13 protein-coding genes and 5 pseudogenes are annotated in these 19602 nt (G+C 56.2%); 9 read left to right on the plus strand and 9 right to left on the minus strand.

Annotated features, from left to right (window positions below; all coding sequences use genetic code 11):
* Positions 1-206 precede the first annotated feature (206 nt).
* Positions 207-560: a MerR family transcriptional regulator gene (locus DK871_RS05950; RefSeq protein WP_161904337.1), complete on the minus strand. Its 354-nt coding sequence runs from the start codon at positions 558-560 to the stop codon at positions 207-209.
* Positions 561-614: 54 nt separating this feature from the next.
* Entirely contained in the window at positions 615-977 is a 363-nt protein-coding gene (locus DK871_RS05955; protein WP_161904338.1) for a helix-turn-helix domain-containing protein, read from the minus strand.
* 376 nt (positions 978-1353) lie between these two features.
* Between DK871_RS05955 and DK871_RS05960 the strand changes: the two genes are divergently transcribed.
* On the plus strand, positions 1354-2433 hold the full coding sequence (locus tag DK871_RS05960) for an alkene reductase (RefSeq protein WP_375139731.1): 1080 nt from the start codon (positions 1354-1356) through the stop codon (positions 2431-2433).
* 284 nt (positions 2434-2717) lie between these two features.
* Here the strand turns inward: DK871_RS05960 and DK871_RS05965 are convergent.
* Positions 2718-3272 (minus strand): annotated as a pseudogene (locus DK871_RS05965) (outer membrane beta-barrel protein); the annotation flags it as partial.
* A gap of 482 nt (positions 3273-3754) precedes the next feature.
* On the opposite strand from DK871_RS05965, the gene wrbA reads away from it, so the two are divergent.
* The 4 genes and pseudogenes from wrbA (at position 3755) to DK871_RS05990 (ending at position 7656) form a co-directional block, all read left to right on the plus strand.
* Entirely contained in the window at positions 3755-4354 is a 600-nt protein-coding gene (gene wrbA, locus DK871_RS05975) for an NAD(P)H:quinone oxidoreductase (protein WP_161904339.1), read from the plus strand.
* 401 nt (positions 4355-4755) lie between these two features.
* Positions 4756-4947, plus strand: a pseudogene (locus tag DK871_RS05980) (DUF1427 family protein); the annotation flags it as partial.
* Between the two features lie 324 nt (positions 4948-5271).
* A complete protein-coding gene (locus DK871_RS05985; RefSeq protein ID WP_256677384.1) occupies positions 5272-7167 on the plus strand; it encodes an amidohydrolase in 1896 nt (631 codons plus the stop codon).
* Between the two features lie 213 nt (positions 7168-7380).
* Positions 7381-7656, plus strand: coding sequence for a hypothetical protein (locus DK871_RS05990; RefSeq protein ID WP_161904342.1), 276 nt, complete (start codon positions 7381-7383; stop codon positions 7654-7656).
* A gap of 540 nt (positions 7657-8196) precedes the next feature.
* On the opposite strand, the gene DK871_RS05995 is transcribed toward DK871_RS05990, so the two are convergent.
* From DK871_RS05995 to DK871_RS06010, 4 genes are all read right to left on the minus strand, one after another.
* Complete coding sequence (locus DK871_RS05995) at positions 8197-9066, minus strand: helix-turn-helix transcriptional regulator (protein WP_161904343.1); 870 nt, start codon at positions 9064-9066, stop codon at positions 8197-8199.
* A gap of 26 nt (positions 9067-9092) precedes the next feature.
* Positions 9093-9722 carry a YbhB/YbcL family Raf kinase inhibitor-like protein gene (locus tag DK871_RS06000; RefSeq protein ID WP_161904344.1) on the minus strand — a complete coding sequence of 210 codons (630 nt, stop codon included), beginning with the start codon at positions 9720-9722 and terminating at the stop codon, positions 9093-9095.
* Positions 9723-9994: 272 nt separating this feature from the next.
* Entirely contained in the window at positions 9995-12331 is a 2337-nt protein-coding gene (locus DK871_RS06005) for a TonB-dependent siderophore receptor (protein WP_161904345.1), read from the minus strand.
* A gap of 288 nt (positions 12332-12619) precedes the next feature.
* Positions 12620-13156: a glutathione S-transferase family protein gene (locus tag DK871_RS06010; RefSeq protein WP_256677385.1), complete on the minus strand. Its 537-nt coding sequence runs from the start codon at positions 13154-13156 to the stop codon at positions 12620-12622.
* 219 nt (positions 13157-13375) lie between these two features.
* Here DK871_RS06010 and DK871_RS06015 point away from each other — a divergent pair, with 219 nt between their 5' ends.
* The 4 genes and pseudogenes from DK871_RS06015 to ycaC all read left to right on the plus strand — a co-directional run bounded on the left by DK871_RS06015 (position 13376) and on the right by ycaC (position 14754).
* Positions 13376-13717, plus strand: coding sequence for a helix-turn-helix domain-containing protein (locus tag DK871_RS06015; protein ID WP_161904346.1), 342 nt, complete (start codon positions 13376-13378; stop codon positions 13715-13717).
* 33 nt (positions 13718-13750) lie between these two features.
* Positions 13751-13906, plus strand: a pseudogene (locus DK871_RS29635) (hydrolase); the annotation flags it as partial.
* A 23-nt stretch (positions 13907-13929) separates the two neighbouring features.
* A pseudogene (locus DK871_RS29640) lies at positions 13930-14064 on the plus strand (hydrolase); the annotation flags it as partial.
* 63 nt (positions 14065-14127) lie between these two features.
* Positions 14128-14754: pseudogene (ycaC, locus tag DK871_RS06025) on the plus strand (isochorismate family cysteine hydrolase YcaC).
* Between the two features lie 709 nt (positions 14755-15463).
* Here ycaC and DK871_RS06030 read toward each other — a convergent pair.
* Complete coding sequence (locus DK871_RS06030) at positions 15464-16156, minus strand: response regulator (RefSeq protein ID WP_161904347.1); 693 nt, start codon at positions 16154-16156, stop codon at positions 15464-15466.
* A complete protein-coding gene (locus DK871_RS06035) occupies positions 16131-19514 on the minus strand; it encodes an ATP-binding protein (protein WP_161904348.1) in 3384 nt (1127 codons plus the stop codon). Before DK871_RS06035 ends, DK871_RS06030 begins: the two co-directional genes overlap by 26 nt.
* Positions 19515-19602: the final 88 nt, after the last annotated feature.

The following is a 19602-nucleotide window of genomic DNA, read 5'->3' on the forward strand; positions in this document are numbered from 1 at the left end:
TTAAAGTCCTGGCGGAGGCATTAGTGCGCTCTAGTCGTTCGAGGGGAGAGCGAGATGCCGTTGCGAGGACTTTGGAGTATTATAATTCAGTTACTCCTGCGAGGGTTTTATTGTTGATTTCCGAGCTAGAGCGTTTAAGAGGTATTGTAGATGCGTATAGGTGAGTTTTTACTTGTTGGGCCGGTCAGCAGAGGTTCGTATGGCATTTATACTATATGGTTGATGAAGTCGTAGATGATTGCTTGGGCCTTGTTCAGGTTGTCTAGCTCAACGTTGATCTCCTTGTATTTCTTCTCCAGGAGTATGAGTACGTCGGGGTGCTTGCCTCGCTCGGCGGTATGGCAGACCTTGATGAAATCATTGATTTTTTTGATTTCACTCAGGGAGAAACCAATATTCGTGAGCATTTTTATCTTCTCTAGATGCACTGCAGTGCTTTCATCATAAGACCTGTAACCATTACCTTTTCGTGTAGGGCTGTCGATAATTCCCTGTTTTTCATAGAATCTTATCGTTGAGACACTGATGTTGGTCTGATTCGCTATTTCACCTATTCGCATCGTTTGCTCCTCAATCGGGGTTCACTTTAAACCCCTGTGGCTTGACACGTGATATCAGCTGAACTCGTTATATTCTGGAGTCATGTTGGTTAACCGGTGCCCGATTTTAGTGAGGTCGTTGAGAATAGGTAAAAAGTCCTGACTCAGCGCTGACAAAACATACTGGGAAGAAGGCGGAGGACTTTGCATCGGTTGTCGTACCACCAAGCCTCGAGCCTCAAGTTCATGCAGTCGGATACTTAGGACACGTGCAGAGATAGTTGGCAGGTCATGGCGCAGTTCGCCAAAACGGCGAGGCAGTATGCTCAGGTTCCAGATAATGGCCAGCGCCCAGGCTTTGCTGAGCAGGTCAACTACATCCGTCAGCGGACAGTTGGTTGGCCGCTCGATTTTGTTCTTGCGTAATATCAGCCCCATGAATGGTCTCTTTATCTTCAATATTACAAGAGTCGTTGATATGGAATGGCCGTCACCCAGTCATCTGCGCCTATGAAGTTCTAATTGAGTGCATTGAAGTTTATAGGTAAAAGGTGAACCGGTTTGGCTCATCTGTCAATGCCAAATAACATGGCGCAGAACCTCTAGGCGGGTCCGAAAACGAGGGCTTTGAAATTTTCAGAGTGTCTCGTTGCGAGTTTGAGATACCGATATCACCCGCACACGGCGTACGTCCCACGAGTAACGCTTGACCTTGAATCGTGGTTCAACGTTAGTGTCATTTGGCCAGGAGCCCTGGAACTATCAAGCAAACGAACAACGAGGAGATGCAGTTGTGACCGATATAACGAGTTCAATCGATACCTTGTTCGAGCCCATCGTCGTTGGCGATATTGCGTTGAGCAATCGCATTGTCATGGCACCTATGACACGCGCCCGTTGTAACCCTGAAGGTGTTCCCACGCCGTTGATGCGCGAGTATTACACCCAGCGCTCCAGCGCCGGATTGATTATCGCCGAAGCCAGCCAGATATCGCTCGAAGGACGAGGCTATGTGAATACCCCGGGAATCCATACGCAGCAACAGGTGCAGGGCTGGAAGTCGATCACCCAGGCGGTACATGACCGGGGTGGAAAGATAGCCTTGCAGTTGTGGCACGTCGGCCGGATTTCCCATGTCAGCCTGCAAGAGGGCGGGAAGGCGCCGGTCGCGCCATCAGCGATCCAGGCCAACACCCGCACCTTTACAGCCCAGGGATTTGAAGCGGTATCCGCGCCGCGCGCCTTGGAGTCCCGGGAAGTTCTGCGGGTCATACACGATTATCGGGATGCGGCTTTGTGTGCGATGGATGCGGGGTTCGATGGAGTGGAAATTCACGGTGCCAACGGTTACCTGATCGACCAGTTCCTGCGTGATGGCAGTAATCAGCGCAGTGACGAATGGGGGGGCGATCTGCAACGGCGTACGCGTTTCCTGTATGAGGTGGCTCAAGCGGTAGCCTCGGTTGTGGGGAAGGGCCGTACAGGCGTGCGGCTATCGCTGGCTGACCCGGTCAGCGATGCCAGTGACTCCGACCCGCAGAGACTCATGGAGCATGCTATTCAACGCCTCGATAGCCTGGGATTGGCCTATGTCCATGTGATCGAAGGAGACATCGGCGCCCCTCGGCCCGACGGCTTCGACTATGCCAAGCTGCGCAGCCTGTTCTCGGGGGCCTGGTTGGCAAACAACGCTTATACGGCTGAAGGCGCCGCGCAGTCTATCGCCAGTGGAAGGTCCGACTTTGTATCGTTCGGCCGTCCCTTTATCGCTAACCCGGATTTAGTCGCGCGCATTCGCCATGGCTATCCCCTGACGGATGTACGGATGGACCTGATCTACGGCGGTGAGGGCGCCGAAGGCTATACGGATTATCGGGAGTACGTCTTGAAATAGATGATCGATAGCCAAGACAGAGCCGGCGCCTCGACGGCAGGCATTACCATCATGGCGCAGAAACCACCGAAACCGATGGCAGACATGACGATCCCCATCTGTTGCATACCTATATGCAGGTAGTCAGTCAGGTAGTTCGGCAACATAACCGAGCTGACGAACAGGCAGGTCAGCATGCAGAACATGCAGGCGACGTTGAGCAGCCTATTGCGTTAGCGAAGCTCGGCCATCCAATGAGGCTGAGGCTCCTCTTCGTGCTGCGCAGCCGACGCACAAGGGAGGGGTCAGAAATAAACCAGTGCCTCAACCAGCCCGGTCAGTTGCGTGCGGTCGCGGCCGTTGCCGTATAGGCGATCGTGTTCAAGCGGCTCGAACCAGTCGTAGCGCAGTTCGGGACGCAGGCTGAGGTTTTTGCTGACATCCCAGCGAAAGCCAACGGTCAGGGCGTTGAAGTCGCCCCGCGCGGTGCTGGTGGGGAACAGTACAAAGCCGTCGCGGTCACGAAAGTGTTCAGCTCGCAGAGAAAATGCCAGGTCAGGACGTGATTGGTAGGTCAGTACGCTGTTGACGCCCCACCAGGAGGCCCCGTCGAAGCCTGGCCCGGTGACGATGTCCACGGTTTCGGCCTTGCCATCGCGGACTGGCGTCCATAGACCAGTTCAGCGCCCATCGACCATCGCTTATCAAAGGCATGCCAACCGTTGAGTGAATGCCATTGGCGAAGTTGACCGTGGGGGGGAAATCAGCCGTGTGCCGGGCGCCTGTACATCGTCGACGTTGTGGTTTTCCTCGTCGCCCACCATGAACTCGTAGTCAACCCATTTGCCCACATCTGCGGTACAGCCATTGAGCCCAGAAATCCGGGATGCTGATGCAGTTATGCGAAGCAGAAGGCAATACGGAGCATGGCGTTATACGCCAGTAATGCTCTGATCCCGCGCGGTCGGAGACCCTGTGCACGTCGGGAAGTCCTTCGCACAGAAACTGGCAGATCTCAGCGGTGCCCGGTGCGCAGGCACCGGGCGGAGCAGGAAAGGCCAAAAGCCGTAACCCTGCTGTCCACGCCGCTGAGAAGTCGGACACGTCCGTAGTACCTGAGAAGCTGTCGAACAAAGGGTTCTGCCTTGCGGAGACAGTGGAGTGAACTTATCGATTTTATTGAACATAAACGACAACATTTTAACATATTAATCTAAGGGTAATTGAATGGATTATAGAAAAATCACATTTGGCGCAGGGTGAAATGGTGAGATGGATAACTAACCTGATCAAAGCTTTGACGAGCGAGTCAGTTCAAAACACAACTCAAGAGGAAGTACACATGGCTAAGGTATTGGTTCTTTATCATTCGATGTACGGTCATATCGAAACGATGGCTAAAAGTGTGGCGGAAGGCGCTCGGAGCGTAGCAGGGGTCGAGGTCACCGTGAAGCGCGTACCAGAGACTATGGACCTGGAAGCCTTCAAGGCAGCCCATGGTAAAGAAGGTCAGACTGCTTCAGTTGCAACGCCAGATGAACTGGGCGATTACGACGCGATCATCATTGGCACTCCGACCCGCTTCGGCAATATGTCAGGTCAGATGCGCAACTTCTTAGATCAGACCGGCGGCCTTTGGGCCAAGGGCGGTTTGGTTGGCAAACTGGCCAGCGTATTCACCTCGACTGGGACCGGTGGTGGCGAAGAGATGACCATTACGTCCACATGGACGACATTGGCTCACCACGGCATGATCATCGTGCCTATCGGCTACAGTTCGCCAGCCTTGTTCGACATTTCCACTGTCAGCGGCGGTACGCCTTATGGCGCCTCGACCATCGCCGGTGGCGATGGCTCACGTCAACCTGATGCCCGTGAACTAGGTATTGCCCAACACCAAGGCCAATATGTTGCGCAACTGGCTCTCAAGCTGGTCAAGTAAACAAGCTAAAAAACGTCGATGGAGGGGCTTGTATGTTGCCCTCTACCACGCTTAAACACTTGGTATTGCTGTTATTGCTTCGTTTGTTTCGCTCCTTCAGCTCACTTAAGGAGAACCCCGGGGCGATTACGACATCTATCTGGTGACCGATGCCTCTGGTGGGACGTCCTGCGGGGCACATAAGTACTATATTGATCGTCTCGAGCAGGTCGCTCTATAGTGCCAGTGACTGCAGCACTGCGAATGTATTGGCCGGAGTCAGCTGAATCAAGGCTGCTCTGTGCGTCAGGTAGTAGTGCAATCGCGGAACCGGCCGGCGTAAGTGTCTTTGCTTTATCTCGTCTAGATTGGTGATGAGAGGCGGTGAGTTTCTTCTGTCTGTCTCTGAGTTGAGGTATGCCATGAAATTGTATGCTTTATCCATAGGGGCCGGGTTATTGGTGGGCATTCTCTATAGCCTGTTGAGCGTGCACTCTCCGGCACCGCCTCTGATTGCGCTGGTGGGGCTGTTGGGCATTTTGTTGGGTGAGCAGGTCATACCGGTTGGTAAGCAGTTATTGGGCGGCACCGCTGTCAGTGCCCTCCATGAAAAGAATGAAAGAAAGCCCCCAAGCGAGTGAGCTCGTGCCAGGGCAGTTGCGTCATCGCAATGACGCTAGGTCGGCACTGCAAGAGTCACAAGAGCAAGAACAAACACCTACGAAAAAATGTAGCCGGTGGTCCCATGTCGCGGCCAATTCAGATACTGCCACCGCGATGGTCGAACGCTAGTAGCTATATCCACCTTGTGAGGGCTTTTTCCTATGCCATCTCGTCGAGATATCCTGGGCGCTGCTGCTACATTGGCATCCTCTGTGGCACTGAGCAGTCTACTTGGCCGCACTTCATCTGCAGAAGCCATGGGGCAAGGAACTGCTATGGTTGACTCCACGCCCGACATCATTTTTTATAATGGTCAGATCACCACCTTTGATCGTCGAAATCCAGTAGCTAGTGCAGTGGCAATCAAGGGTGGCCGTTTTGTCGCGGTGGGCACCGATGCCGAGGTGTTGACCTTGGTCAATTCAGGCACTCGGACTATCGATCTCAAGCGTCGAAGCGTGCTGCCCGGTCTGTTCGACAACCACACTCACGTGGTGCGTGGGGGACTGAATTACAATCTGGAGTTGCGTTGGGACGGCGTCCGATCATTGGCCGATGCCATGGACATGCTCAGACGTCAGGTGGCTGTGACCCCCGCACCACAATGGGTGCGAGTAATTGGCGGTTTTACCGAGCACCAGTTCATTGAGAAACGACTGCCGACTCTCGCCGAGATCAACGCCATCGCTCCTGACACTCCGGTGTTTCTGCTGCACCTGTACGACCGTGCGCTACTTAATGGTGCCGCATTGCGTGCGGTGGGCTACACACGCGACACACCACAGCCACCCGGAGGGGAAATCACTCGTGACAGTAACGGTAATCCGACTGGACTGTTGCTGGCCAGGCCCAATGCACAAATCCTTTACGCGACCCTTGCCAAGGGCCCTAAGCTGCCTTTCGATTATCAGGTCAACTCCACCCGCCACTTCATGCGTGAGCTCAACCGTCTTGGCGTCACGGGGGTGATTGATGCTGGTGGTGGTTTTCAGAACTACCCCGACGACTACGCAGTGATTCAGAAATTAGCTGATGAAGACCAGATCACAGTGCGTATTGCCTACAACCTATTTACTCAGAAGCCCAAGGAGGAGAAAGAGGATTTTCTCAAATGGACCTCCTCGGTTAAGTACAAGCAGGGCGACGACTATTTTCGCCATAATGGCGCGGGCGAGATGCTTGTGTACTCGGCTGCAGACTTCGAGGACTTTCGCGTCGAGCGTCCGGACATGCCGCCGCAGATGGAAGGCGAGCTGGAAGAAGTGGTGCGCGTTCTGGCGCAGAACAAGTGGCCATGGCGTTTACACGCGACCTACGACGAAACCATCACCCGTGCGCTGGACGTGTTCGAAAAAGTCAACCAGGACATCCCTCTGCAGGGTATCAACTGGTTCTTTGATCATGCCGAAACGATCTCTGAGAAATCCATCGATCGCATCGCGGCGCTGGGTGGTGGCATCGCGGTGCAGCACCGCATGGCCTACCAGGGTGAATACTTTGTCGAACGCTATGGCAATCGTGCCGCGGAGGCGACCCCGCCGGTCAAGCGGATTCTTGAAAAGGGCGTTAAGGTTTCGGCCGGTACCGATGCCACGCGTGTAGCGTCTTATAATCCTTGGGTATCATTGTCATGGATGATCACTGGCAAGACAGTGGGCGGCCTGAATCTGTACCCGCAGCACAACTTGCTTGACCGTGAGACAGCGCTGCGCATGTGGACCGAGAATGTGGCCTGGTTCTCGAACGAAGAGGGTAAGCGCGGTCGCATACAGGCGGGGCAGTTCGCCGACATGATTGTGCCGAACAAGGATTATTTCAACGTCCCCGAGGACGAAATTTCCTTCCTGACCTCGGACCTGACGGTTGTCGGTGGCCGTATTGTGTATGGCGCTGGCGAGTTCCTGACTCTGGACGATAACCCGCTCCCGCCGGCAATGCCCGACTGGTCGCCGACGCGCACTTTCAAGGGCTATGGCGCTTGGGGTGAGCCCGATGGGGCTGGTAAGAACTCATTGGCGCCATTGCGTGCGCAGGCGGTGGCCTCGTGCGGCTGCGCCAGTGCCTGCGGCCTACACGGCCATGATCACGCACGTGCCTGGGCATCCAACACCCCGGTATCGGATCTAAAAGGCTTCTTCGGTGCCCTGGGCTGCTCATGCTGGGCAGTCTGAAACTGAGAACGGATCCATATTTGTGAGAGCAGCTCGGCTACATCCGGCTCGGCCCACATTAGTTCAGAATGACGCCGTCTCATAGCAGTATCCCACGGCCAATAGTCAAGCTTGCACTTCCTGCACGCGTTTCGCCACGAACTGGCAGGTGAGAGGCGTACACCTCGCGTGGATCGGCCAGTTGTTTGACGCTGTACCTGTTGGGCATAAAGCATGCCCCCATGGCATTCAAATCCGGCGACAGAATCGCTTCACCAAACGCTCGCGAGCAGAGCAGAGCAGCGTGGCTGCGGCATCGGTCAACAGACTTTCTGGCTTGGTCTTCTATGTTTGCGTTCGGCAGAAGAGAGGGTTGAGCAGCGCGGCATACTGACAGTATTTGACGTGCCGGATTGTTGTGTCAGCACTGGCGATGTTTCAGACAACAAAACCAAGATGATCAATGCCAGTAAAGTCCTCGGTTTGACAACAAGTTTTTTTCATCATTGACAGAAGTTATATTAAGCGTGGCTGATGTCAGCGACATGCGCATGAATACATGCCATGTATTATATTGTAAGGTTATTATGTAGCCTATACCTATTTTTTGTTCTGCGCAAAGTGCCGACGCTCAGGTTCTGGGGCATTGGCATGGTCTGTATCTGGCGATGGGCAGTGGGTTTGCACTTATAAAATCGCAAACCTCACCTTCGTAAGTTTAATTCATTCTGTAACTTCCTAAGTTACCGAGGTGATCGGTAGTTCAAAGTGTTATCGGGGCTCGTTGTTATAGGGGGGCAGAGATCGGAAAATAAAGCACGACAAGCCGATTGCAGCGGCAGTAGTGGCTGTAAATACCCGAAAAGACGAGTCATAGATCCTTTTCGTTAATCAAAGTCTGCAAGCTCTTACAGGGGGGGAGCAAAGAGAGCGTTAACTAGGGTTTGCATTGGTTTTTGGGTCCATTGCTCTCCAACCCCTATATCTAATGGTTTTTCCGAAAGGAGGCCAAGGAGAAGAGGGAACAACCAAAAGAAGGTATCCGCGCTCTTACCTGACCGCCGAAGGCAAATACCCGAAGCGTTTCTTGAAGCGCTCGGAGAAACGCGCTCGCGAGAGATAACCGCAGGTCTCGGCGATGCGACCGATGTTCCAGTCGGTGCTTTGGATCAGCATCAGGCCGTGGTGCATCCGGACGTCGATTAGCAGTTCATTGAAACTCATCTGCTCCTGGGTCAGACGCCTGCGCAGCGTGGCTTCACTCATGGCTAAGGCCCGACCGGTTTCCCGGACGGTCCATGGATAGGATGGGGCTTCGCTGAGCAACAGCCGCACCCGCCCCGCGGTGCCTGGTGATCGAGGGGGGGCATAACCCACGCCGCGTTCCGCCAGCGCGGCGAGCAGGTCCAGCAATCGATAGCACAAGCGCTCGTCGCTGATATCAGGCGACGACACGCTGATGCATAGCTGCCGCAAGGTCGAATTGAGTTCCCCATCCAGTGGCAAGCTGCGTACAGGCTCGGAGTTATGTCGGGCAGTGGATCGTCTGTCACCGTGGAAGCGTGCCAGCAGTCCGGGGCTGAAAGTCAGGAACACCGAGCGAAAGCGTTTCTCCGGGCCTGCCGGTTTTTTTTGCAGATTGGCCCAGGTGCCGGGCTCCACCAGCAGCAGGGAGGTGCCGGTCTCGATCATAATGTCGCGGGTCGGGCTGTGCATGTCCAGCCTGCCCGATGTGACCAGCAGCAAGGTCGCGTCCTGGAAAAAGAAGTTGGGGGTGTGCTGCGTGCGGCGCAGGCAGGGCTGGGCAAGGCCGCACACCCCTCGGCGCAGGATAGGCGGCGCGGATGGCTGTTGCCAAGGGCCAGTGCCATCCGGCAGGTCGAGAGCAGAGGTCGGTGGCTTCAGCGTGGCGATGTTCATGGTACTCTCAACAGTGCAGGCAAAGTTTATGCAACGTCAGGGTTCAAGGTATAGCGTCCGGTCAGGCTCGCCTGACCCAGCACTTTGGCTTCCTTCAGTGCCAGGAGCACGTTGGCTCCAGTGAGTTCCCCGCGCACTTCGAGCCTGGGGGCGGCCAGTGCGTAGAGGGTGAAGGTATAGCGGTGTACCAGGGTATCGTTCCAGGGCGGGCAGGGGCCATCATAGCCAAAATAGGTGCCTTTCATCTGCGCGTCGCCGGCGAACCAGGCGGTGTAATCATTGATGCCGTGGCGCAAGCCTTGGGGAGCATCCGGCCCGGGCTTGCCGTTAATGGTCACGGTGCTAGATTGCGAACCCGCGGCAATCGCGGTCACATCGATGGGGATATCCAGCAGCAGCCAGTGGAAAAAGTCCATCCGTGGAAAAGAGGCGGGAATTATCCGGCCTTCCTGGTTCACATCGCGGCCATCGCTGGGAACATCCGGGTCGTGACAGACCAGCAGCAACGACTGTGTGCCCGCGGGGACGTCGTTCCAGGACAGGTGCGGGTTCTTGTTATATGACAGTTCGATGTGCGAGGTGGCGCTTGCAATGGCGAAGGCGAACTCGCCAGGGATGTGCTCACCTTCACGAAAACTTTGACTAAAGAGTTGCATAGGTTGTCTCGCTGCGTATTTAGGAAGAGGTCCGCATGTTAGCAAGCGCGAGATGGCAAGAGGCAGCATACCCACTCAAAATGATCACAAGGCCAATCATTCTGAGTGGATAGGGGATGCTCGGGAAGTTATGACAAGCACCAACTTCGGAGCAGAGAGGATGGATAAGGGCTTCAGTTCACCTGCCCCATAATGTGCTCCTCACGATCTGAGACTTTGAAACTCCAATACATGAATTCGGCTGATTTCCGCCAGGGTCTACGTTCGTTCCCTTAGAATTCGTAGTCCATGGATAAAATGGCCGCGCGCCCATCGCCTGGAACCGCCCAGCCATTGTTGCGGATGCGGCTCAGGTAGAATTTGTCGAACAGATTATTTACGTTCAACCGTAACAGCAGCTCAGGCGATACCCGGTAAGATAACATGGCGCGATGCACGGTGTAGCCCGGCGCCGTGGGGGCGTTATGGGCGCTGGCCAAGTAAAGCCGACTTTGCGTGGTCAAGCCATAGCCAACCTGCCAGTCATGGGGCAAGTCATAGGTCGTCCACAGACTCATCGCATGCTTGGGCGTAAGGGTCAAGGGAGCACCCTCGGCGGTATCGATGCCCGTCTGTTCGCGGGTGTAGTCGGACACTGACTGGAGTACCTTAGAGTCGAGGTAGGTGTAGTTGGCGAAGACATGCCAGTTAGGCGTCAGCGACCCTGTCATGCCCAAGGTCATGCCGTCAACTCTGGCCTTGCCATCCAACGGCTGTTCCCCACTGAGATTGGTCGGGTCGCTACTGGCTACCCGATAGTTGGTGCGATCGTTGCGAAATAACGCGGCCGTGAGGGATAAGTCATTATCCAGCACATCCCATTTCACACCAACCTCGTAGGTGACCGACTCTTCCGGATCGGCATTGCAGTTATTGGTACTCACACCGCTGCGCCCTGCTCTGAAACAGCTATCATTCACCGATGCTTGGGATGGCGTCTTGGTGTTGCCGTAGGCGACGTAGACGCTGGCGTTTTCCACAGGTTTGTAAACGATCCCGGCACGGTAGGAAAGCAAGTCGTCGGTGTTCTCCTGGCGCTGCCCTCGCGTCACCACGCCGGTCGTAGCGTTGATCGCATTATTGCGCGAATCGCCCTCGTTACGCTCATAGCGCAGCCCGCCACTCACTTCCCAGCGTGGGCCGAACTTGAGGGTATCAAATACATAGAACGCGCGGTTATCCACTGCTCCGGTGATATGAGCGGTCTTACTGAAATAATGCGGCCCCACCCAGTGCGAGTTGGGCGAAGAGATGCTGTTATCCGGGGGGACAATGACCCCGCCTTCTTGGGTGCGCATCCAACTGCCGGTATGCGACTCGGACTCCTCCCGCGAAAACGCCATTCCCATTACCAGCGCATGCTCAATGAAGCCGCTATTGAAGTGGCTGGTTAGGTCAGTCTGGTTGGTGAACACCTTGTTGGTGGTGTCTCGAGTGCTGCCTTGTGTACCTCCGTTGGTTGGCCGGTAATAGCCTGGTGCGATCAGCACATAAGGATTGCTCGCGGTGCCAGCTCCGGTGCGGCAAGCTTCGCCCGCTGGAGTGAGTCCGGTGTCTGAGAGGCAATAGGTACCTTCGGGGCTGGAGGTGCGGCTGAGCTGCTGAACCTGCGCGACGCTGGTGTGGTTGCGGATCGACATCGTATCGGAAAAGTCGTGCTCGAGATTGAGACTCAGACTATCAGCTTCGATCTCCTGAGTATTGATATTGCTGTAACCGTAATAATTGTCCTGGTGAGCTCCGTTCAGCACCTTGCCGTTGTAGATCGGCAAGCCGTACTGCGGAATGTTCTTGTCCTCCTGATGCACGTAGTTGATCACCGCCCGCGTTGGAGTACCCAAGCCGAAGGCAAGCGACGGCGCAACTCCCCAGCGCTTGAAGTTCTCCTTGTCGCGACCGGACACTTCATTGCGGTGGCCCATCAGGTTGAGGCGAAACCCCGTCGTATCGTTGAGCTGCTGGTTGGTGTCCAGGGTCAATCGCTGGTATTGGTCGGTCCCCAGGCCAATGCTGATCTTGTTGGCATTACCCTCGTGGGCACTCTTGGTTACCAGGTTGATGGTGCCGCCAACCGAGCCCGCCCCAGAATACACAGAGTTCGCACCATTGGTCACCTCGACCCGCTCAAGGTTGAAAGGATCGCTGCGGGTATATTCGCCGCTGTCGCGCACGCCGTTTATGTAGATGTCACTCTGCGCGGAGAAACCTCGGATATACACGCTGTCGCCATAGTTTCCGCCTCCTTCGCCCGCCCCAAAAGTAATTCCCGGAACTGTGCTGAGAACCTCACGCAAGGTCAGCAAAGCCTGTTCTTCGATAACTTGCTGTGGAATGACTGTAATGGTCTGCGGCGTATCGCGAAGCGGCTCAGTGTATTTTGCTGAGCTGGGCTTGATCGCGCGGTACGGATCCTTACGCTCCCCTGTGACCTGTATTTCCCCCATCTCCAGGACAGCCTTTTCATCGCTCAGATTGCTTGTCGCCATTGTTGGTCCGGAAAGAACGATGCCGACCGAAGTCAGGATGAATGAACATTTATCAAATTTTACAATGCGATAAGTATGACGCATACAATCAACTCCCTAGCTGGGTGTTTTAGTATAAGTGCCAGCAAGCACGCGAAAAGTTGATCACGGTTGTTTTAATAATTTTAACGACGGGTCATTCCAGAATCCATTGATTATATTTAGATTTTTACGTGCAATTTAAACGTCTAACGTTGTTTGTTCAGGAAGAGCGCCTTGCGTGATTCTTCATCGCTCCCCATCTTGAAGGAATATTGACTCATCAATGCCTCGACACGTTATGCAGCTGGACGCGCGCTGATTTCGTCTATTAGGCGTTTGACATTGGGCAACTCATCCCAGGCCTGCTGGCCTAGCAAGAAGGGAAGTTCGCGCCCATCCCCATACCGCCATGTTGACCAAAGTGTACTCATCACCGAGCATGTACCGTGATTTCGAAAGTCGGGCTTCCAGAATTCGCCAATGACGCCATGCTTCGAACTCATAGCGCATCAGCGCATAGTCCTTGTGATCGGCAGCGAAATGCCGGAAATGTACCGCCTGCCCGGAATAAGGCCTGATTCCGCTGGCGATGAACTTCAGCCAGGAGTACATCTGGGCTCGAACCTGCTGAGTGTTGCGGGCAAGGAACAACCTAGTCTTGTCTGCCAGATACAGCAAAATGGCACCACTGTCGAAAGCCACTGTATCGCCCTTGACTAACGACGGAGTCTTGGCGTCAGGATTGATAGCGATATAATTCAGTAGATGTTGCTCGCCTTTGCCAGGATCGACTGGAATAAGCTCGTAGCGTAAACCGCTTTCTTCGCGAAACAGGGCAACCTGGTTAGGGTTAGGGTTAGGTGAGAGGTGGTAGTAAAGTTGGATCATTGCGACTGCCTCATTAATGGAAACGCTAGACGTAACATCGTCTCGTTGCATTATTGACAACACCTCAGGATGACTTAAAAATCAATACGCCACGTATTCATGACATTTATTTAACTGCATCGTGATACAAAAGAACAGGCACGATAGGCGGCTCGACTGATAATGTGGTAACTCGAAAGTAACCAGAGCACTCATAAGCAATCTAGCAAGGAGTACCCCATGGGACTGCCATTGCGCAAAAGTAAGGTCGAACTACCGGCAACCTGCCCGCTCGTAGATGCACTGGCGATGTTGCGCGGAGCCTGGGCCCCCAATGTCATTTGGAGCCTGAGCGCCGGCCCTCGCCGTTTCGGAGAGTTACGTACCGATCTGCCGGGAATTTCCGCGAGAATCCTCAGCAAGCGCCTGCGCGAACTGGAAACACAAGGCATAGTGACTCGACAGCAGATGGATACTTCTCCGCCCACCGCCCAGTACGCGCTTTCGGAGTTGGGTAGCGAATTCCTGCCGGTCATCCGAGAACTAGCTGCGGTCGGTCGCAAACTGCGCCAACTCAAGTGAAAGGGACTTGGCGAGGCATAGAGCCAATGGTATTCCCGCGGTGGCGAGATCAATGCCTGGGACAGGCCCTGAATCCGTGCTGCCGTCAAAGCCACTTGGAAGAAGACCCTGATCATTGCTGGCATCCTCACCAGTGTGTATCTGGCGTTCCCCTCCATTGCCGCCGTGTACGTAGGCTACAAGGTATTCTGTCGGAGCTGTAAGGTTCGTAGAACCGTCCGGATGCCCAGAAGTGGGCGAACGTCTATCCCCAGGCCATGCCGCACTATCAATTGCTGATCGAGAGCTACATCAAAGTGCAGGAATTGGTAAATAACCACGAAAAGCTTGACTCCCAGCGCAAGTAAATTCGACGGACCTTTCCCGGTGCGGCCCATTTCGGGGAGCACCTTATTACTAGGAGCATCATAATGTCTAAACCCTACGTTCGCCTGGACAAAGACAACGCAGCTGTGCTGCTGGTTGACCATCAGGCTGGTTTGTTGTCACTGGTCAGCGATATCGAGCCCGACAAGTTCAAGAACAACGTCCTGGCCCTGGCTGACCTGGCCTAGTACTTCAAGCTGCCGACCATCCTCACCACCAGTTTCGAAACCGGCCCCAACGGCCCGCTGGTGCCGGAGCTCAAGGGCCTGTTCCCGGACGCGCCGTACATCGCCCGCCCTGGTCAGATCAACGCCTGGGACAACGAAGACTTCGTCAAGGCCATCAAGGCCACCGGCAAGAAGCAACTGATCATCGCCGGCGTGGTGACCGAGGTGTGCGTGGCGTTCCCGGCACTGTCGGCCCTGGCTAAAGGTTATGACGTGTTGGTGGCTTCCGATGCCTCCGGCACTTTCAACGAACTGACCCAGCAATCGGCCTGGGCGCGCATGACCACCAACGGCGCACAGTTGATGACCTGGTTTGGCCTGGCCTATGAGTTGCACCGCGACTGGCGCAACGATATCGAAGGCCTGGGGACCTTGTTCTCCAACCACATCCCGGACTATCGCAACCTGTTCACCAGCTACAACGCGTTGGCTGAGGGCAAGTAAGCCCAGGTGTGGAGGCTGTGTTGCGACAGGCAGCCTCCACTTCCGCCCGAGACGGGGAGCGCTCAGATGAAAAACAACCAGGTTCCAGCTAACGACCCTTTATTGACCGCAGACAACCACGCCCTGCTGTTGATTGACCATCAATATCTGTAACTGTTGGCGGTTCGCTCCATTCGGCAGATACGATTGTTACCAACACCCCCTTGCTGGGGCAGCCGGGTCCTTTTTAATGAAGTGACAATAAGTAGAAGCAGTTTTTCTATATCCGCAGTCAGTTGGCGGTAAAGGAGCAGGTATGAGTAAGTAGGAACCCTCCAATCAGTTGCCCACCTCATCTGACTGTCCGATGGCTGAGGGCGTTCGTGAGATTCAGCGTAGTGCTGCGTGTACAGCTGGGATTACAATCAATCGGCTCATGCCCTCCAAGCAGCATACTCCGTCCATATATTGATAGCGTCTGATATTTGGCTGACACCGCAACGAGTACGATGCCCAGTTGTATTACGGCGTGCATGCAACCTAATATTTGTTAATTCGACCTGACATCCTGTAATTGCTCAATCCGAGTGGTGTCAGCGAGGTTGAAATTGCTTGGGTGGGAGGGGTGAAAATCCAGAGTAGTTTCTATCGTTCCACTTTTATCCACCAGGCCATGTCATGGACGAAACGCTCCTGGAACTAATCCAGAATTACGTCTGGTTATCGTGGCTTACCTTGGAGCACTGTTGCGAGAATCGGTTATGGCCGACAAGGCCACGCAGGTCGCCGCGGTACGAGTTTCTACACCTAACTTCACATACACATGTTCCAGATGCTTGTTCACGGTGCGTGGGCTCAGATCAAGAATGGTGCCGATGTCGCGGTTGGTTTTGCCGCAGGCCACCCAGCGCAGCACTTCGACTTCGCGACCTGTGAGCTGGAAGCGTGCCGACAGCACCTTGTGCGCAGGCTCGTCGTCCAGGCTCTGAGCGGGTGGTTGTGACGCCGCGCGTGCCGACAATAAAATGCGCGATGTACGCAAATGCGCCGCCACCCGCGCCAGCACTTCTTCGGTCTGGATCGGCTTGGTCACGTAGTCGCTGCCACCCACTTCAAAACCTTGCACCACGTGCTGGCTGTCGGTCAGCCCGGTCATGAACACTACCGGGATGTCGGCGCTTTCGGGTTGCGCCTTGAGCCGGCGGCAGGTTTCGAAGCCGTCCAGGCCCGGCATCATGGCGTCCAGCAGGATCAGGTCCGGGCGCCGACGTTGCACGCGGTTCAGTGCGCTGAGGCCATCAAGGGCCACCAGTACCAGGTAGCCTGCGTTGTCCAGAGCATCCGAGAGCATGGCCAGATTGTCTGGCGTATCGTCGACGATCAGCACCACGCCGGGTTCAGTGCTGCGGGTGAGGGCATTCATCTTCGGCCTCCTTCAGGGTTCGATTGAGTTCATCCAGGCGAAAATTCTTGAGCAACCCACGCACCTTGGTGATGAAAGGCTCGGTGTCGGGGTGCTGTTCAAGGATGGTGTCGAGTCTGGCGTGCAGGCCGCGCACATAACCCATGTTGCTGAGTTCAGTGAGGGCGGCGAGGTCTGCGGCGCTGGGCAGTACGCTAGGGGGCGGCGGTGGCACCAGGCTCCTGGTGCGCCGCAGCCATTGCAGGTCCAGATGCTGCTGCAGGCACCCGAGCAATTCCGGGGTGCGTACCGGCTTTGCCAGGTAGTCGTTGCAGGCGGCTTTGACACTGCGCTCGCGGTCGTCGGTAAAGGCGTTGGCGGAAATCACAATAATCGGCGCGGTGGATAGCGCATTACGGCGGATCAGCCGGCTGGTTTCATAGCCATCCAGGGTCGGCATCGACAGGTCCATCAGGATCAGGTCTGGCGCCAGCAGTGCAACCTGGCGAATCGCATCCTGGCCGTTGCTCGCCTGCACCACGTCAAAACCCAGTGGCGTGAGCAGGCCGCTGAGTACCTTGCGATGGTCCACGTGGTCGTCCACCACCAGGATGCGCCGGCGCTCGCCCTGATAACCGACGATGTCGTGTTCCACATGCACCACGGCCTGCGGTGCACGCACCTGGGACAGGAACAGTCGCACCTGAAAGCAGGTGCCTTTGTCCAGTTCGCTGGTTACCCGCAACTCGCCGCCCATCAATGAGGTGAGCATGCGTGTGATGGTCAGCCCCAGGCCTACGCCCTTGTCCTGCCGTATCAGGTCGCCGCGTTCGAACGGTTGGAAAATCCGCTCCAGCTGGCCAGGGTCAATGCCGATGCCGGTGTCGATAATCTCGAAGTTGGCGGTCTCACGCCTGTAGCTGACGCGCAGGCACACCTCACCGCTGTCGGTGAAGTTCACTGCGTTGCCCAGCAGGTTGATCAGGATCTGACGCACACGCTTTTCGTCACCGCGCACCACCGCCGGGACCTTGCCCACGCAGTCCAGGCGAAAGTGAAGACCCTTGTCCCGGGCCTGGGGCGTGAACATGTGCTCCAGGTCGTGGAGCAATTGCGGGAAGGGGATTTCGGTCAGTTCCAGGTGCAGCTTGCCGGCTTCGATCTTGGCGACGTCGAGCAACCCGTCGATCAGTGAGACCAAGTGCGAGCCGCTGCGCAAGATGGTTGCCAGGGCGTCCTGATGCTGATCGGGCATGGCGCTGTCACGTTGCAGAATCTGGGTGAACCCCAGAATGCTGTTCAGCGGCGTGCGCAACTCGTGGGACAGCCCGGTGATATAGCGGCTCTTGGCGGCGTTCGCGGCTTCGGAGGCTTCCTTGGCTTGTTGCAAGGCTTGGTCGGTGAGATTGTGGGCGTCGATTTCCTGCATCAGCAGCAGGGTCTGGCGGTCAGACTCTTGCTGGGCGACGCGCCGGCTTTCGCGGGTCAGTACCACCCACCAGGCGAGCACGGCGGCGAGGACCGACAGGGTCAGGAACGCCTTGAAGAACGCCTGGTATAAGGTTTGCGAATACGGTAAACCCTGGGCGGCCTGTATGTAGATCAAGGCCAGGGCCGCGGCGAGCAGCAGCACCAACGCCAGCAGTAGGCCCAGGTAGTGGGCCAGTCGCGTATGCAGACGTGGAACCAGGGTAGTGGGCAGCAGCCAGCGCAGTATGCCTTCGACCTGTGTGGCCAGCCGTCCATGGGGTTTGCAGCGGTCGCCGCAGCGCGCATCCAGCGAACAACATAGCGAGCAGATCGGTGTGCTGTACGCCGGGCAGAACGCCATATCGGCCGTTTCAAACGGGTTGCTGCACAGCCCGCACACCACGTGGCTGGCGGGGGCTATCGGATGAATCAACTGGGCATCGCTATTGCGTGCGATGTAATACTTGCCTCGGGTCAGCCAGGCCAACAGCGGCGCCATCCCCAGTGCGGTGCCGAGGGCGACTAAAGGTGGCGCGGCTTGGGCCTGCGCGCCGAACAGGCCGAAGTGGGCGAGGATCGACAGCAGCGACGCAATCAGCATCGAGCCGACGCCTACCGGGTTGATGTCGTAGAGGTGTGCGCGCTTGAACTCGATATGGCGGGGCGACAGCCCCAGCGGCTTGTTGATCACCAGGTCCGCCACCAGCGTGCCGATCCAGGCAATCGCGACATTGGCGTAGAGCCCCAGCACCTGGTCGATCACGTCGAAAACCCCGAGCTCCATCAGCATCAAGGCAATGGCGACGTTGAACACCAACCACACCACCCGGCCGGGGTGACTATGGGTCACGCGGGCGAAGAAGTTCGACCAGGCCAGGGAGCCGGCGTAGGCGTTGGTCAGGTTGATCTTCATCTGCGAGATGAACACGAATAGCACCATCGCGCCGAGTGCCCACTCTGGCGAGCTGAACACATAGCCGAACGCGACCAGGTACATCTGGGTTGGCTCGGCGGCACGTTCCATGGGGATTTCATGTTGCAGGGCGAGAAATGCCAGGAATGCACCGGCAAACATCTTCAGTGCGCCGGGAATGATCCAGCCAGGGCCGGCGCAGAGCAGGGCGGCCCACCAGCGTTTGCGGTTGGCGGCGGTTTTCTCCGGTAGAAAACGCAGGTAGTCCACTTGTTCGCCAATTTGTGTCACCAGCGACAACGCCACGGTGCAGGCAGCACAGAACGCCAGCAGGTTGAAGTCACCGCCGTCGTTGCTGCGCCCGACGAAGCTGGTCCAGTCGCTGAAGGCGTCGGGGTTTTTCCACCCTACGAACGCGTAGGGCAGCACCAGCAATAACAGCCAGAGGGGTTGCGTCCATAGTTGCAGGCGGCTGATCAGTGTCACGCCGTAAGCCACCAGCGGGATCACCAACAGCGAGCAGATCACGTAGGCAATCCCCAGGGGGATATGGAAGTACAACTCCAGGGCCAGGGCCATGATCGCCGCTTCCAAGGCAAAGAACAGAAAGGTGAAGCTGGCGTAGATCAGCGAGGTGATGGTGGAACCGATATAGCCGAAGCCGGCGCCACGGGTGAGCAGGTCCATGTCGACGCCGTAGCGCGCCGCGTAATAACTGATGGGCAGGCCAGTGAAGAAGATCACCAGGCTGACCGTGAGGATGGCCCAGAAGGTGTTGGTGAACCCGTAACTCAAGGCCAGCACGCCGCCAATGGCTTCCAGCGCCAGGAACGAAACCGCGCCCAGGGCCGTATTGGCAATGCGCAGCTCCGACCATTTGCGAAACGACTTGGACGTGTAGCGCAGGGCGTAGTCCTCCATGGTCTCGTCGGCGACCCAGGAGTTGTAGTCACGACGGATCTTGACGATGCGCTGGGTGCCGGGGGTGGAGTGCACAGGGGAGGCTCCGGGAAAAGGGCAGGGTTGAGCGAGCAAATTCCATGCCCTATTCAAAATGTGGACGCTGGCTTGCCTGCGATGGCTG

This window comes from Pseudomonas sp. L13, assembly GCF_009935965.1.
GTDB classification, from domain to species: Bacteria; Pseudomonadota; Gammaproteobacteria; order Pseudomonadales; family Pseudomonadaceae; genus Aquipseudomonas; species Aquipseudomonas lactis.